We start from the raw sequence: 16,029 nt of genomic DNA, 5'->3' as shown, positions 1-16,029 counted from the left end.
CGAGAGTGGCAAAATGGTGTGATATTTGTTAAACTAGTACTTAAGTGATATGTGAATTTGTGCAAGGAATAAAAGGATTCACGAACACAATGAAACCACCTTACAGGGGGGAATTAAAAATGACAAAAATTTTAGTAGTAGATGATGAAAAGCCAATCTCAGATATTATCAAGTTCAATTTGACTAAGGATGGGTACGATGTCGTAACGGCCATGGATGGCCAAGAGGCATTGGATAAGTTTGACGAGGAAGAACCAGATTTAGTTTTGCTTGACCAAATGTTGCCTGAAGTTGAAGGGACTGAAGTCCTACGCCAAATTCGGACGAAGTCACAGACGCCAGTCATCATGGTGACAGCCAAAGATTCAGAAATTGATAAGGTATTAGGCCTTGAGATGGGTGCTGATGATTATGTCACAAAGCCTTTTTCTAATCGTGAGCTTTTGGCACGTGTTAAAGCAAATCTGCGTCGCCAAGCGCCAACTAATACGACTGTAGATGAAAGCGACAGCAGTGATATTAAAATTGGACCGCTAGTCATCCATCCGGATGCATACATGGTTTCTAAAGATGGAGAAGATATCGAATTAACACATCGTGAATTCGAACTACTTTATCATTTGGCAAAGCATATTGGGCAAGTTATGACACGTGATGATCTCTTACAGACAGTTTGGGGTTATGATTACTTTGGTGATGTACGTACAGTCGATGTAACGGTTCGACGAATTCGTGAAAAGATTGAAGAGACACCAAGTCATCCACAAATCTTGATGACGCGGCGTAGTGTTGGTTACTATTTGAAGCAAGCTGAAGAAGCCCAATCATAAAGAGTAGATAATGTGTAGCGGGTGCTTTGTGTAAAATACAGGGTACTTGCTATTTTTTTGGAATTTAGAAAAAGGAAGCCAGATGTATGAGACGACAAAAAAACATAAATTACGGAGTGCCTTTTCGTCAATTCATTTTAAAGTGGCTTTGGTTTTTACGCTGACTTTATTGGTGACGCTGGAGGTTGTTGGTGCGTTTTTTGTGAAGCAACTTGAACGTGAAAGTTTGGATTCAGTTAAGAACCAAATCACGCTTAAGCCGTACGCAACAGATACACTAACAGAGCAATTGGTTAGTTCTGATGATTACGATCATGTTAATGCCGAAATTTATAAGGTGCTCAATTCAATTAACAACCCAGCCATTAGTGAAATTTCAGTCGTTGATGCAAATGGAATTGTGCGTGGAACGAATGATGTGAGTGGTCAAGATAGTATTAACCGTAAAACGACCGATCCTAATGTTAAAGCAGCGCTTTCAGGTGCAAAGTTTAACAAAAGCCCAATTGAAGAAAGTGATGGCAAACGTTACCAAGTCGTGATTCGACCACTCGTGAACGCGCGGTCAACAGATAACCATATTGTCGGCGTCGTTGTCGTTCGGGCTAATTTGGAGCCAACATACAAAAGCTTGAATAATATTTCGCTGATTTTCTTTTCTGCGGCCTTTTTGGCGATTTTGTTAGGGGTAATCATGTCGATTATCATTTCGCAAAGTTTGGCTAAGCCGATTACGGAAATTAATGATCGAACGCTCCGGATTGCGCAAGGTGATTATACGGGTGAAATTCGAGTCCAGTCTAATGATGAAATTGGTCAATTGGCAGAAAACGTTAATATTCTAGCATTACGAATTGAAGAGACAACGAATTCGATTGATTTTGAAAAGCGACGTTTAGATTCAGTGTTGGAGTATATGACGGATGGCGTTATTGCGACAGATCGACGCGGTAACATTAATATGATTAATTCAACAGCTGTACGTGATTTGGATTTAACTGATGGGGACAGCACGATTGGTAAATCAATCTTAGATGTTTTACATATTAGTGGCCAACAGACGTTACGTGACCTATTAGAAGGATCACAAGAACTCTTTTTGGATTTCAGTACGCCTGATCACGAATTGTTTTTGCAAGCATACTTCAGTTTGATTCAACGTTCATCCGGATTCGTCTCGGGAATTGTTGTGGTGTTGCATGACGTTACAGAACAATATCGTATCGATGCAGAGCGTCGCCAGTTCGTGTCAAACGTTTCGCATGAGTTGCGAACACCATTAACCTCTGTTAAGTCATACGCTGATGCCTTGCAAGATGGCGCGATTGACGAGCCAGAATTGGCACGCAATTTCTTAAATGTGATTCAGGACGAAACGTCTCGCATGATTAGCATGATTAATGATCTATTGGAATTGTCACGCATGGATTCTGGCACGATGGCGATTGAAAGCGAATATGTTAATATTGCCGAATTGTTCAATTATATTTTGGATCGTTTCGACATGATTATTGCCAATGATGACGAACCGAAAAAGCGCTATACAATCCGCCGAGAAATTCCACAGAGTCAAATTTGGGTAGAACTAGATACGTCGAAGTTTACGCAAGTCATTGATAATCTGATGAATAATGCGATTAAGTATTCACCAGATGGTGGTGTCATTACGGCGCGTCTGGATGATAAGCAAACAGAGGTGGTTTTGAGTATTTCCGATCAAGGTTTGGGAATTCCAGCCGCTGATGTAAACCACGTCTTTGATCGTTTCTTCCGTGTGGATAAGGCGCGTTCAAGAGCACAAGGTGGTTCCGGTTTGGGACTTGCGATTTCTAAGGAAATTGTGGAGCGTTTTGACGGCCGCATTTGGGTTGAATCGGTAGAAGGACAAGGATCAACCTTCTTCATTGCCCTTCCATATGAACCATACGAATTAGATGATGAGGATGTGTGGGATGATTAGAAAAGAATGGTTACGTTTTAAAGTTTTCTTTCACCGCTTTGGACTTGGCTTTGTTGTGACGGCGCTGATTATTATTAGTATTATATTGTCATTAAGCTTATGGTATAACGTTAGTAATCCGGGCCGGGTTGATAGTCTTCAGGACAAACAAGATAGTGCTAAAACACTAGTTGGCAATAAGCCAATCCAAGCCTTGTATGATACTGATAAAGTTATTTTAAATACAAAAGATGATCAAAAGCTGATTGTGAATTACCGGGGTTCAACGAATGAAATTTCGGAAAAAGTCTATGCGTGGCCACTCTATGAAGCGCGACGCAAAGTTTACTCTGAAAAGGACTACCTTAAAAAGCTTAAGCAACCAAATTACGTCATGTTAGCTTATCCTGATGTTGTCACTGGAGATATTGTTGATCGTGATTTTGAAAGTAAGACTGGACTAACTTCTAAAGCGCATATTAATCGAATCCTAATTCCACTAAACGCAAAAGGTGAGATTCTTTTTGCTGATGATAAACGGCATCAAATTTATGAGTCTCAGATTGCAGCGGACGTGAAGCCGATTAAAGTTAATTGGGGCAATAACAAGATTAATGTGAATCTTTTTTGGAAAAATAAGCAATTTCAAGTGTTAGTGAATTCAGATGTGAATTTGAAAGAACGAAGTTTCTTATTGGATGAAAATAAGGTGAGCGATATCACTAAAAAAGCATTTAGTCAAAATGGTTCTGCACCGAAAGTGACGAAGCGTGGATCAGAAACAGTTTACAGTGAAGGGTCGGACTATCAGTTAATTTCGGATGAGAAAACCGGAGAACTCACGTTGAATGCCTTTAGTGATAAACAAAAGGTTAATACGATGAATAATCGCTTTAAAAGTGGTTATGCTTGGTTGACGACACGCACTTCTGTTCCGGAAAATCTGTATTATTTTGAACAAAGTCAGAACGCTCAAAAGATTAATTATCGCTTGTACTCAGATGGATTGCCTATTTTTAATGCTAATCGCTCAAGTAGCATCGAAGTTGATTTTAAGGGTGATGAACAAACACAAGTTAAGTTTTCAAAATATTCCATTCAAGTGCCACTGCCACGGCATAATGATGTCAATGTCACGTTACCAAAGGAAACAGTGGCGTTGCAACAAGCTAAAGCAACCGGGGTGCCAACAGATGATATTGAGGAGCTCCGAGTTGGCTATGATTGGGTTGTTGATTCGAACTCTGAGTTTGTCCGACTAGTTCCAAAATGGTTTATGAAGGTTAACGGGAATTGGGAACCTATCAATAAGCAGGGAACGACGGTGGAAGCAGGTGAACCATCATGAACCTAAGAAAGCTTTTATGGGCATTTTTGTATACATTTTTGATTTTAGATGCAGTACTGTTGTTTCAATGGTTTGAGGTTAGCCAACCACTAACAAATCCTGGTTCGAATCGTAGTGTACAACAGGAAATGAAGATGGATGGCATTGAATACGGTAAATTAAATAACAGACCCGTTTCGGGCGCCTATTTATCTGGAGATGACGATAAAAATAGTGGAATTGTGCGAAAGAAATTATCTGGGCGTTGTGATATTAATCAATCGGGAAATTCTTTAGTTATGACGCCTAAGACAACCATGAATTTGGGTAAGTCGCGGCAGGATGCTATTCATAATGCACAAAAGATGCTGGCTGATAGCAAGCAAGTTGTGAGTGGTCAGGATTATCTCTACGATGCCTTTTTGACGCAATATGGAACGGGTGGTCGAACGACTAGTTCTGAGAGTGAGAATAAGTCGTCGAACGGTTATACAATCGTTTTTAGTCAAAAAGCGGAGTCGCTGAGTGGTACGCCGCTGTTTTCAACACAACGCGGACGCATCCAAGTGAATTTAGACCGTGATTTCAATGTTAAGAACTACACGCAAACGCATATTTCAAATGTTGAAAAATTGCGGGACATTTCAACATTGATCACGGAACAAGACGCAGTCGTGAATGCTTATCAATATAATGCAATTCCAAATAATAGCCGGATTATGGCTTGCCGATTGAGTTATCGTTTAATGACTGTAGTGCGTGGCGATACGATATTTAGTCCAGTTTGGTCGATTGTGATTAAGGATAATGCAGGCGATACAAGTATTATTTCAATTAATGCGATTAATGGAACGTTAATCCATTAAAAAATGACAGATAGAAAAGAGAGGCATTATGGCAAGTGATTTCAAAGTTTCTATGCTCGCCTCAAGTAGTTCAGGTAATACCACCTATATTGAGACGCCGGAACACAAAGTGTTAGTGGACGCCGGTTTATCAGGAAAAAAGATTGCTGATTTAATGGGACAAATTAATCGTTCGCTTGCGGATGTTGATGCCATTTTTGTGACGCACGAACATTCAGATCATATTGCAGGTGTGGGTGTTTTGGCGCGTAAATACGGTATGGATGTTTACGCAAATGAACAAACATGGACTGCGATGGCTGGTAAAATAGGTAAAGTCAAACCGGATCAAATTCATGTCTTTGAACCCAATCAAACTAAATTAATGGGAGATTTGGACGTTGAAAGTTTTGCTGTATCACATGATGCAGTGGATCCACAATTTTATGCTTTTCATCATGACAATAAAACATTTGCCATGTTAACGGATACGGGATATATGAACGACCGTAGTCGTAGCATGCTAGCAAATGCTGACACGATTTTGATGGAGGCAAATCATGACTATGATATGTTGCGCATGGGAAGCTATGCTTGGCCATTGAAGCAACGCATTTTAGGTGATAAAGGTCACCTATCCAATGAAGATGGCGGGTTAGCGATTGCTGATGTGATTGGTGAAAAAACCAAAAATGTCTATTTAGGTCACTTGAGTCCTGAGAATAATGAGAAAGCGTTGGCACATTTAACGGTTAGTGATGTGTTACAAGCGCATGATTTGGGTGTGGATCATGATTTTTTCTTACATGATACTAATCCGCTAACCGCAACAAAGTTACAGAGTATTTAATTTTTATCAAAGTTAGCCTGCTATAATATGCCTATCAAGATGAGAAGGAGAAAACCATGGTTAAAAATCGACATACAACTGGAAGTAAGAAGGTTCTAATTACTGCGCTTGTAGCTGGATTAGTTGGTGGTGGGATTTCAGCTGGAACCGTTGCGTTCTTTGCGAATAATAATCAACAAGTGCAGCAAACGAGTAATGTGAAAGTTGAGGATTCAAAAGTAAAAGGAGAAGCCTCAGCCACCAAAGCATTCAATAAAGTGTCTGGCGCTGTTGTTTCGGTGTTGAATATTCAATCCCAAGGACGTTCAGTGAGTGATCTATTTGGGGTTGCTGATGATGATAGTGGTAAAAGTAGTGATAAGACGGCCTCTGAAGGTTCTGGGGTTATTTACAAGAAGTCAGGCAATGAAGCCTATATTGTGACAAATAACCACGTTGTTTCAGGTGCCAAAAAACTACAAATTTTGATGAGTGACGGCACAAAAGTCTCAGCAAAATTAGTTGGTACTGATGAAATGACTGATTTGGCAGTCTTGAAAATCGATGCAAGTGATGTGAAGGAAGTCGCTAGCTTCGCTGATTCAAGTCAATTGGAGCCTGGGCAAACTGCTTTAGCCATCGGTTCTCCCTTGGGATCTGAATATGCTACTTCGGTGACTGAAGGAATTATTTCAGCACCTAAGCGTGAAATTTCCGCTGAAAATGAGGATGGTAAGTCACTAGGAAAGGCGACGGTTATTCAAACGGATGCTGCCATCAATCCAGGTAATTCTGGTGGGCCATTGATTAATTTAGCAGGACAGGTTGTTGGTATTAATTCGATGAAGCTGTCTGGTTCGGGCGACGGTACATCAGTTGAAGGGATGGGCTTTGCCATTCCAGCAAACACTGTGACTAAGGTCATCTCTGAGTTAGAGCAAAATGGTAAGGTAACTCGACCAAGTCTAGGGATTTCATTAGTTGATTTGGACAATGTGTCGGCGCAAGATCAAAAGGACACATTAAAATTACCTGCTGATGCGAGTGGAGTCGTGGTTATGAAGGTTTCAAATGGTTCTGCTGCCGCTGCCGCAGGATTGAAGCAATATGACGTGATTACAAAGTTGGATAAGACGAATGTCACGGATGCAAGTTCATTAAGAGATGCGTTATATCAGCATAAGGTGGGGGATAAAGTTCAAGTATCTTACTATCGTGACGGTAAGATGCAGACAACGACCGTGCATTTAACGAAGACGCAGTAAAACGTTTCAATATATTAGATAATGAAAATAAATTGGAAAAACTGGCGAAATGTAATTTTTTTGTAATGAAAAAAAATCGCCTATCCATGTATACTTGATTTACCTGCTATTAAAAGCGGGTCTCATTACTCCCCAAAGTAACAAGTGAGTTTGACACAGCCCCCATTGTGTCAAACTGATAATGATTATGTTAATAGTCATTAGGCCACTACTGTATTCTCCCCTCTTACAGTAGTGGTTTTTTTGTATCAAAAAAGTCGTTCTGTCCTATAAATAGGATGGAACGACTTTTTATTTAGGCATGGTAACGAATATCAATCTGATAATTACCTAAGCTAGTATCTTGTTCATTTAATGTATAAACGATGTGGATGGCACCACTCATTGTTTCAGCATCCTGCTCGACTTGGATTTGTTCGGTGATGACATCAAGGACAATAATACCGGCAGGTGTCCGATAATTTGTTGTCGTTGTACGATTCATATCAAAATGAAGCTGGCTGTTTAAAACGCCAGTTCGGCGCATTTTGATTGAACCATCCGATTCAAGTTTCAAAGCGACCTTAGATTCTAGTGGTAATGCAGAGTCATTTTCATCCTCGGCTGTTACTTCAGGGGTCTCCGTGTAACGGAGATACTGTGCGTTTTCAGTTTGTGTAAATTCAGCCGTTTCATGAACGGTATATGATTCGATTTCTGTTTCACGCTCAATTTGACTGGTTAAGTCTAATTGAACAGGGGTGGTTTTATTTTGCATGATGCGCCTCCAACATAGGTTAATCATTCTATTATACCGTTATTACGGTAATCTAGGGTATAATAATCATAAACAATGATTTTGGGGAGCGGATTATGCGAAAAGAAAAAGTGTTGCGAGATCCTGTCTTAAATGAAATTCATGTCTACGATCAAGTGATTCTTGATTTGATTGCGACACCAGAGTTTCAACGGTTACGACGGGTAAAGCAGCTAGGCGTGACAAGTGAAGTATTCCACGGGGCTGAACACTCGCGTTTTTCGCATTCTTTAGGTGTGTATGAAATTGCGCGAAGAATTGAACGACATCTGGCACAATTTTATCCAACGCAAACGAACACTGATGGTTTGTGGAATCCTGAGGAACGATTAGTGCTGTTATGTGCGGCGCTTTTGCATGATCTGGGGCATGGCGCATATTCTCATACGTTTGAGCACATTTTCAATACAGACCATGAGGCGTACACACAAGAAATTATTTTATCGCCAACCACGCAAATTAATGCGGTGCTTAAGCAAGTAGCATCGGATTTCCCAGAGAAGGTCGCACAAGTCATCGCTAAAACATATCCTAATCCACAAGTTGTCCAGTTGATTTCAAGTCAAATTGATGCGGATCGTATGGATTATCTTTTGCGAGATGCCTACTTCACTGGAGCCACGTATGGTGAATTTGATTTAGCGCGGATTATCCAAACCATTCATCCTTATGCAGGGGGAATTGCCTTTGCTGATAAGGGAATGAATGCGATTGAAGATTATGTGGTTTCGCGGTACCAAATGTATGTACAGGTGTATTTCCATCCAGTTTCACGAGCAATGGAGGTCTTGTTACAACATTTATTGGAGCGTGCAAAATCAGTGTTTGAAAATCATGCTGAGCGTGGATTGTCGAATGGCTTTATGCCCAAGGCGTTGATGCCGCTTTTTGAAGGGGATATTACGCTTGATGAATACCTGATGATTGATGACTCGGTGATGTTAGCAGCAATCAGTGAATGGCGAAACAGTGATGATAGTGTTTTAGCTGATTTATCACGGCGTTTTTTGAACCGTGTGCCCCTTAAATCAATTGTGATTGACGAGCAAACGCGATCACTTTTGCCGCAATTACGGGAACTTGTTGAAACGGCTGGCTTTGATACACAGTATTACACTGCTGAGAACGACAGTTTTGATTTACCATACGATGCATATGATCCAAAGGCACGTAAGCCCCGGACGCAGATTGAACTTCGACAGCAAAATGGCGATTTAATTGAGCTATCGCAAAAAAGCGCCCTAGTTCAAGCGCTGACAGGACGTGTTTTTGGTGACGCACGTTTCTTCTTCCCGAGTGAAATGTTGCAAGAACATCCTGTAGAGGACATGATGGCCCCGGTTTACGCCGATTTTCAGCAGTATATTGAGAATGGGCAGTTGATTGAACCAAAGTAGATAATATAGAATAGAGACAGGGACACGTAATGTGTAGAGGAGGCACTATGATTAAACTAATCGCAATTGATATCGACGATACTTTAGTAAATACAAAAAAAGAAATTACGGAACATGTTAAAGAATCCGTACAAAAAGCTAGCGCAGCTGGCATTAAAATTGTTTTAACGACTGGACGCCCTATTATGGGGGTTAAATCTTATTTGAAGACACTTGGCCTTGATGATATGGATGATCAATATGTCATTTCATATAATGGGAGTGTTGTTGAAACGACATCAGGTAAGTTGATTGCCGCTCAAGAAGTTGGCTATCCCGCTTACGCTCGTATGACGGAGTTAGGAAATGAATGGGGCGTATTGGTACAAACTGAAATGCTCGAAGATATTTATACGACTGCACACGACATTAACCCAATGGCTAGTCGTGAAAGTTACTTTATGGGGATGCCAATTAAGGTCCGTGAACTAACTGAAATGCCAGCCGATGGTGAGTATGTTAAGGTGATGGTTATTGCTGAATCAGATGAAATTGATGCAGTGCAAAAGAAGTTGCCAGCTGACATTACAGATAACTATACGGTTGTTCGTTCTGATCAATACTTCTTGGAAGTCATTAATAAAGAAGCTAGCAAGGGGAATGGATTAACAACATTGGCCAAGCACCTTGGTATTAGCATGGATGAGACGATGGCTATTGGTGATCAACAAAACGATATGTCAATGGTCGAAGTCGCTGGTTTCGGTGTTTCAATGGGAAATGGTATTCCTGAATTGAAACAAATTGCCGATGCAGTCACAACCACCCAAGATGAAGATGGGGTTGGGGTTGCAATCGACAAGTATGTGTTAGATAATTAATAAGTTAGTGTTTTTGAGCAAAATGAGTTGCTCATCACCGTTAAGTATTGTAAAATTAGCAAATAAATAAGACTGTGAAAGGACGTGCGTGATTTGGCAATAACACAATTTGATGGCCAAAACCGATCAGAGCTCTCAATGATTGAGGTAGCTCGTGCGATTTTGTCTGACCGTCATGAAACCATGGCGTTTTCTGATTTATTGAATGAGGTTCAAACATTTACAGGTAAGTCGGACGAAGAAATTCGTGCGCGCTTAGCTCAGTTTTATACGGACTTAAATATTGATGGATCATTTATCTCATTGGGAGATAACATGTGGGGACTTCGTTCATGGTACCCAATTGATTCTATTGATGAAGCGGTTCACTTGGATCTTGAAGAAGAAAAGGAAAACAAGCCAAAGAAGAAGCGTAAGAAGATTAACGCCTTCTTGGCAGATGTAGATGATGACGATGATGTGATTGACTACAATGACGATGATCCTGAAGATGATGATTTTGGTGAAGCAGCAGCCGAAACGGCTGAAGATGCTGAAGATGCCGACGACGATGACGATGCTGCTGAAGAAGAAATTGATGAAGTATCAAGTGGTATCGGTGATGAAATTGGCGGCATTAAGCCTGTCGATGACGATTACGGTTCAGGTGATGCAGAATAATTATTGACAGCTGTTCAATAATTCTGTATTATTAAGTTCCGGGCTCTTATGTTTTTTGAAACATAGGACTTATCGAACGTATATGATAGCTCCCAAGCTAAATTTAGCATTGGGAGCTTTTTATTTTTTAAATGACCTGGAGGATATTATTTATGGCAACGAAATACATTTTTGTTACTGGTGGTGTGGTTTCATCATTGGGTAAAGGAATTGTCGCAGCATCATTGGGCCGCTTATTAAAGAATCGCGGATTTAAGATTGCGGTTCAAAAGTTTGATCCGTATATCAATATTGATCCGGGGACTATGTCACCTTATCAACACGGTGAAACTTTCGTGACTGACGATGGTTTGGAAACAGACTTGGATTTGGGACACTACGAACGCTTTATTGACATTAACTTAAACAAATACTCAAATATTACTTCAGGTCGTATTTATTCAGAAGTTTTGGCTAAGGAACGTCGTGGAGACTATGACGGTGCTACTGTACAAGTTATTCCACATATCACAAACATGCTTAAAGAAAAGATGATGCGTGCTGGTGAAACAACTGATGCTGATATTGTTATCACAGAAGTTGGTGGAACCGTTGGAGATATCGAATCATTGCCATTTATTGAAGCTTTGCGCCAAATGAAGCGTGAAGTTGGTGAAGAAAATGTCTTCTATATTCACACGTCATTGATTCCATATCTACGTGCCGCAGGTGAAATGAAAACTAAGCCAACGCAACATTCTGTTTCAGAATTGCGTTCATTGGGCATTCAACCTGATATGTTGGTTGTTCGAACTGAACAACCAATTACAGATGATATGCGTAATAAGTTGGCGCTCTTTACGGATGTAGATCCTAAGGCCGTTATCGAATCCCTTGATGTTGACGTTTTGTATGAAGTCGCTTTGAACATGCAAGCACAAGGAATGGATGATGTTGTCTTGAATAAGTTTGGTCTTGAAGCACCTGAAGCTGATATGACTGACTGGACTAACATGATTGAGCGTATTAAGCACTTGTCAAAGACCGTTAAGATTGCTTTGATTGGTAAGTATGCTGATTTGCAAGACGCATATATTTCAGTTAACGAAGCATTGCGTGCTGGTGGATATGCTGTTGATGCTGAAGTTGAAATTACACCAATTAATTCTGAACTTATCACTGAGGATAACGTTGCGGAAATGGTTGGATATGCTGATGGAATCATGGTTCCTGGTGGCTTTGGTCAACGTGGAACTGAAGGAAAGATTGCGGCTATCCAATATGCTCGTGAAAACAATGTGCCATTCTTAGGTGTATGTCTTGGAATGCAAATGGCCAGTGTTGAATTTGCTCGTCACGTTTTGGGATACGAAGATGCCAACTCAATTGAATTGGATCCTGAAACATCAGCACCAATCATTGCCTTGATGAATGATCAACAAGAAGTGACAAATATTGGTGGAACACAACGTCTTGGTTTGTATACGAATGAGTTGAAGCCAGGTAGCCAAGCGCATGAATTGTATGGTAAAGATGAGATTCAACAACGTCATCGTCACCGTTATGAATTCAATACGGATTACCGTAAGCAATTTGAAGATGCTGGAATGGTCTTCTCAGGAGTATCACCTGACAATAGCTTGATGGAAATTATTGAACTACCTGAAAATGATTTCTTCATGGCTGACCAAGCTCACCCTGAATTCCAATCACGTCCAAATCATTCAGAACCACTTTACACAGGCTTTGTAAGTGCTGCTTTAAAGCACCATGAGGCGAACAACTAAAGCGGTTGGATGACAACACATAAGTTTAAAATTTAAATAAAAGCCGACCTACAGTATGTATGGCCGACTTTTTATTATACATAGTATGATTGCGTTGATTGTTTATGAGATGTTTAAGCCTGACTAAAATGGTGTTACAATTGCAGGATATGCGTTAAACTATAAAGAGTAAAAATTCGTTTTAAGAAGCGAACGCAGGACCGCTATCATGAATTCAGATTCCTGATAGTGGGATTAGCCCGGCGATAGTCGGAGCTAAGGCGATACCAAAGTGTAATGCAAAGATATTTAACTTTGCAAACAAGGAGAAATAATATGAAGAAATTAGTCATTCATGGTGGGCGTCCACTTAGTGGTGAAGTGACAATTGGAGGCGCAAAGAATTCAACCGTTGCGTTAATTCCGGCAGCTATTCTTTCAGAAGACCCCGTTCATTTTGATGGAATGCCTGATATTTTAGACGTTTACAACTTACAATTAATTTTGGAATCAATGAACGTTAGTTCAACTTTTGAAGATGGTAAGTTGATGATTGACCCAACACAAATTGTGGAAGCTGATTTACCATCAACTGCAATTAAGAGCTTACGTGCCTCATATTACTTTATGGGTTCTTTGCTTGGCCGTTTTGGGCGTGCAACTGTAACCTTCCCAGGTGGTGATAACATTGGACCACGTCCAATTGATCAACATATTAAAGGGTTTGAAGCCTTAGGTGCGACTGTATCTGAGGAAAACGACACGATTCATATTGTTGCTGAAAATGGTTTGAAGGGTGCACATATCTTTTTGGATATGGTTTCAGTTGGAGCTACAATGAATATTATCTTAGCTGCGGTACATGCTCAAGGTGTAACAACGCTTGAAAATGCTGCCAAGGAACCAGAAATCATTGATTTGGCAACGTTCTTGAACAACATGGGTGCTAATATTCGTGGTGCAGGAACAGATACAATCCGGATTACTGGTGTTGAGCACTTGGGTTCAGAAACGACGCACACAGCTATCCCTGACCGAATCGAAGCCGGAACTTATTTGGCCCTAGCAGCTGCACAAGGTGAAGGTGTTTTGATTAAGAACGTGATTCCTGAACACTTGGAAGCGTTTATTGCCAAGATGCTTGAAATGGGTGTGGAACTGGATGTCCGAGAAGACAGTATCTATGTGCCAAAGACAGGTAAGTTGTCACCAGTCAATATTAAGACTGCGCCATATCCAAGTTTTGCGACTGATTTGCAACAACCAATCACACCTTTGTTGGGGATGATTGATGGAACAAGCATGATTTATGAAACAATCTATCCAGAACGTACACGTCACGTACCTGAGTTGAACAAACTAGGAATGAATATTGATGCTGATACGTATGGCGAAATTGCAGTTCATAAGAGTGGTGAATTGCATGGGACGACTGTTGCTGCCGAAGAAATTCGTGCAGGGGCAGCGCTTATGATTGCTGGCTTAATGGCCGATGGTGTGACAGAAGTTACCAATGCCGAACACGTCCTTCGTGGTTATGATCGCTTGGTTCATAAGTTGACTATGCTAAATGCGGATATTCAAATCGAAGATGATTTCTAAATCTGAAATAAATCAGACAACGTCACAGTTTTAGTGTGACGTTGTTTTTTATTTAAAATAATGTTTCCCTTGAAAAAAAATTAAAAACAGGATAGAATAGACAAGTTACATTTAGAAAGCCAATTGCCGATTATCGGGCGCAGTACGGACACCGGATTGTGTTTAGCAGGGTAATTGATCAATTGGCTACGAGACAATTAGATGGTGATAGTTCAAAGCTATCATCCCTGGAGGATATATTTTGAAGTTTGCAGAATTAGGTCTATCTGAAGACCTGTTAACAGCCATTACAAAACAAGGCTATGAAGAAGCTACCCCAATCCAAGAAAAGACTATTCCATTAATTTTGGAAGGTAAAGATGTGATTGGTCAAGCTCAAACTGGAACTGGTAAAACCGCAGCATTTGGTTTGCCAATCCTTGAAATGCTTGATGAGAATAACTCAAAGCCTCAAGCATTGATTGTGTCACCAACTCGTGAGTTGGCGATTCAAACCCAAGATGAAATTTTCAAATTGGGACGTGACAAGCATGTTCGTGTACAAGCCGTTTTCGGTGGTGCCGACATTCGTCGTCAAATTAATGGTCTAAAGCACGGCGCTCAAGTCGTTGTTGGAACACCAGGACGTTTGCTTGATCACATTAAGCGTGGAACCGTTGATTTGTCTAACGTCAAGACACTGGTTTTGGATGAAGCTGATGAAATGTTGAACATGGGATTCTTGGAAGATATTGAATCTATCCTTAAGGCAGTGCCTGACCAACGTCAGACTTTGCTCTTCTCAGCAACAATGCCACCTGCAATCAAGCGGATTGGTGTTCAGTTCATGAAGGATCCAGTTCACGTACAAATCGAAGCGAAGGAATTGACAACTGATTTAGTTGAACAATACTACGTTAAGGTTCGCGAAAACGAAAAATTTGATACATTAACACGTATTTTGGATGTTCAAAATCCACAATTGGCGATTATGTTCGGTCGTACAAAGCGTCGTGTTGATGAATTGACACGTGGGCTTGAATTACGCGGATATAATGCTGCCGGAATTCACGGTGATCTTACACAACAAAAGCGTTCACAAGTTTTGAAGCAATTCAAGAATGGTGAAATCAGCATCCTTGTTGCAACTGATGTTGCAGCGCGTGGATTGGACGTTTCTGGTGTGGATTACGTATATAACTTTGATATTCCACAAGATTCAGAATCTTATGTTCACCGTATCGGTCGTACTGGTCGTGCCGGACATGAAGGTACTTCAGTCACATTCGTTACAAGTGCCGAAATGGATTACTTGAAGGATATTGAAAAGTTAACTAAGAAGCGTATGCAACCATTAAAGCCTGCTACAAAGGAAGAAGCCATTGCTGGTCGTCTTTCACAAGCAAGTGATAAGGTTGATAAGTTAATCAAGCAAGCTAACCCAGAATTAGCTGAAAACGAAGTGGATGCATTGGCTGAAAAGTATGATGCAAAGACTTTGGCAGCAGCTTTGTTAGGTTCAGTGGCTGATATCACTGATATGGATGCCCCATTCTCACTTTCACGTGAGCGTCCATTGCCACGTAAGCGTTATGGTAATGGTGGTGGCGGATCACGTGGTGGAAACCGTCGTAATGGTAACGGTGGCGGCGGATCACGCGGTGGATACCGTGGTGGTTCTCGTGGCGGAAGCCGTGATGGTGGAAACCGTCGTTCAGGAGACCGTGATGGTCGTCGCTCAAATGGTGGCGAACGTCGTGGTAACGGAAATGGTGGCGATCGCCGCTCAAACGGTAACGGTGGCGGACAATCACGCCGTTCACGTGATTTCGTAATTAAGAACAACGATTAATATTTAAATTGGAAGAAGTAGTATGATAGCTTTAGCTATTGTGCTACTTCTTTTTTTGTCGATAGAGGGGCTAGTTGTCAGACCCTAAAATAGCGTATAATGG

The 16,029-nt window shown here is 40.8% G+C and carries 13 protein-coding genes; 12 read left to right on the top strand and 1 reads right to left on the bottom strand.

What is annotated here, in order from left to right:
• The first annotated feature begins 119 nt into the window (after positions 1-119).
• The 6 genes from yycF to IV50_RS06390 all read left to right on the top strand — a co-directional run bounded on the left by yycF (position 120) and on the right by IV50_RS06390 (position 7,035).
• A complete protein-coding gene (yycF, locus tag IV50_RS06415) occupies positions 120-830 on the top strand; it encodes a response regulator YycF (RefSeq protein ID WP_057746785.1) in 711 nt (236 codons plus the stop codon).
• A gap of 82 nt (positions 831-912) precedes the next feature.
• A complete protein-coding gene (gene walK / locus IV50_RS06410) occupies positions 913-2,790 on the top strand; it encodes a cell wall metabolism sensor histidine kinase WalK (RefSeq protein ID WP_057746781.1) in 1,878 nt (625 codons plus the stop codon).
• Positions 2,783-4,117, top strand: a complete 1,335-nt coding sequence (yycH, locus tag IV50_RS06405) for a two-component system activity regulator YycH (RefSeq protein ID WP_057746778.1) — start codon at positions 2,783-2,785, stop codon at positions 4,115-4,117. The genes walK and yycH overlap by 8 nt, the downstream gene beginning before the upstream one ends.
• A complete protein-coding gene (yycI, locus tag IV50_RS06400; protein WP_057746775.1) occupies positions 4,114-4,962 on the top strand; it encodes a two-component system regulatory protein YycI in 849 nt (282 codons plus the stop codon). The genes yycH and yycI overlap by 4 nt, the downstream gene beginning before the upstream one ends.
• Positions 4,963-4,990: 28 nt before the next feature.
• Positions 4,991-5,791 carry an MBL fold metallo-hydrolase gene (locus tag IV50_RS06395; protein ID WP_057746772.1) on the top strand — a complete coding sequence of 267 codons (801 nt, stop codon included), beginning with the start codon at positions 4,991-4,993 and terminating at the stop codon, positions 5,789-5,791.
• Between the two features lie 56 nt (positions 5,792-5,847).
• Positions 5,848-7,035 (top strand): S1C family serine protease, encoded by a 1,188-nt coding sequence (locus IV50_RS06390; protein ID WP_057746768.1) that lies wholly within the window; start codon positions 5,848-5,850, stop codon positions 7,033-7,035.
• Between the two features lie 295 nt (positions 7,036-7,330).
• On the opposite strand, the gene IV50_RS06385 is transcribed toward IV50_RS06390, so the two are convergent.
• Complete coding sequence (locus tag IV50_RS06385; protein WP_057746765.1) at positions 7,331-7,792, bottom strand: YwiB family protein; 462 nt, start codon at positions 7,790-7,792, stop codon at positions 7,331-7,333.
• 95 nt (positions 7,793-7,887) lie between these two features.
• Between IV50_RS06385 and IV50_RS06380 the strand changes: the two genes are divergently transcribed.
• From IV50_RS06380 to cshA, 6 genes are all read left to right on the top strand, one after another.
• A complete protein-coding gene (locus tag IV50_RS06380) occupies positions 7,888-9,228 on the top strand; it encodes an HD domain-containing protein (protein ID WP_057746763.1) in 1,341 nt (446 codons plus the stop codon).
• Between the two features lie 47 nt (positions 9,229-9,275).
• A complete protein-coding gene (locus IV50_RS06375; RefSeq protein WP_057746760.1) occupies positions 9,276-10,088 on the top strand; it encodes a Cof-type HAD-IIB family hydrolase in 813 nt (270 codons plus the stop codon).
• Positions 10,089-10,181: 93 nt separating this feature from the next.
• On the top strand, positions 10,182-10,748 hold the full coding sequence (gene rpoE, locus IV50_RS06370) for a DNA-directed RNA polymerase subunit delta (protein ID WP_057746757.1): 567 nt from the start codon (positions 10,182-10,184) through the stop codon (positions 10,746-10,748).
• A 152-nt stretch (positions 10,749-10,900) separates the two neighbouring features.
• Positions 10,901-12,514: a CTP synthase gene (locus IV50_RS06365; RefSeq protein WP_057746755.1), complete on the top strand. Its 1,614-nt coding sequence runs from the start codon at positions 10,901-10,903 to the stop codon at positions 12,512-12,514.
• 315 nt (positions 12,515-12,829) lie between these two features.
• Positions 12,830-14,095 (top strand): UDP-N-acetylglucosamine 1-carboxyvinyltransferase, encoded by a 1,266-nt coding sequence (locus tag IV50_RS06360; protein ID WP_057746752.1) that lies wholly within the window; start codon positions 12,830-12,832, stop codon positions 14,093-14,095.
• Between the two features lie 241 nt (positions 14,096-14,336).
• A complete protein-coding gene (cshA, locus tag IV50_RS06355; RefSeq protein WP_057746749.1) occupies positions 14,337-15,926 on the top strand; it encodes a degradosome RNA helicase CshA in 1,590 nt (529 codons plus the stop codon).
• Positions 15,927-16,029: the final 103 nt, after the last annotated feature.

This window comes from Weissella viridescens (genome assembly GCF_001437355.1).
In the GTDB taxonomy this organism is placed as follows: domain Bacteria; phylum Bacillota; class Bacilli; order Lactobacillales; family Lactobacillaceae; genus Weissella; species Weissella viridescens.
Note: the sequence above shows the minus strand (reverse complement) of the source record. Positions and strands in the feature narration are given on the sequence as shown.

Coding starts and splice junctions, on each gene's coding strand:
- IV50_RS06375 (WP_057746760.1), top strand. CDS start 9,276: ATGATTAAACTAATCGCAATTGATATCGACGATACTTTAGTAAATACA.
- IV50_RS06395 (WP_057746772.1), top strand. CDS start 4,991: ATGGCAAGTGATTTCAAAGTTTCTATGCTCGCCTCAAGTAGTTCAGGT.
- yycF (WP_057746785.1), top strand. CDS start 120: ATGACAAAAATTTTAGTAGTAGATGATGAAAAGCCAATCTCAGATATT.
- yycI (WP_057746775.1), top strand. CDS start 4,114: ATGAACCTAAGAAAGCTTTTATGGGCATTTTTGTATACATTTTTGATT.
- walK (WP_057746781.1), top strand. CDS start 913: ATGTATGAGACGACAAAAAAACATAAATTACGGAGTGCCTTTTCGTCA.
- IV50_RS06385 (WP_057746765.1), bottom strand. CDS start 7,792: ATGCAAAATAAAACCACCCCTGTTCAATTAGACTTAACCAGTCAAATT.
- IV50_RS06390 (WP_057746768.1), top strand. CDS start 5,848: ATGGTTAAAAATCGACATACAACTGGAAGTAAGAAGGTTCTAATTACT.
- IV50_RS06365 (WP_057746755.1), top strand. CDS start 10,901: ATGGCAACGAAATACATTTTTGTTACTGGTGGTGTGGTTTCATCATTG.
- yycH (WP_057746778.1), top strand. CDS start 2,783: ATGATTAGAAAAGAATGGTTACGTTTTAAAGTTTTCTTTCACCGCTTT.
- IV50_RS06380 (WP_057746763.1), top strand. CDS start 7,888: ATGCGAAAAGAAAAAGTGTTGCGAGATCCTGTCTTAAATGAAATTCAT.
- IV50_RS06360 (WP_057746752.1), top strand. CDS start 12,830: ATGAAGAAATTAGTCATTCATGGTGGGCGTCCACTTAGTGGTGAAGTG.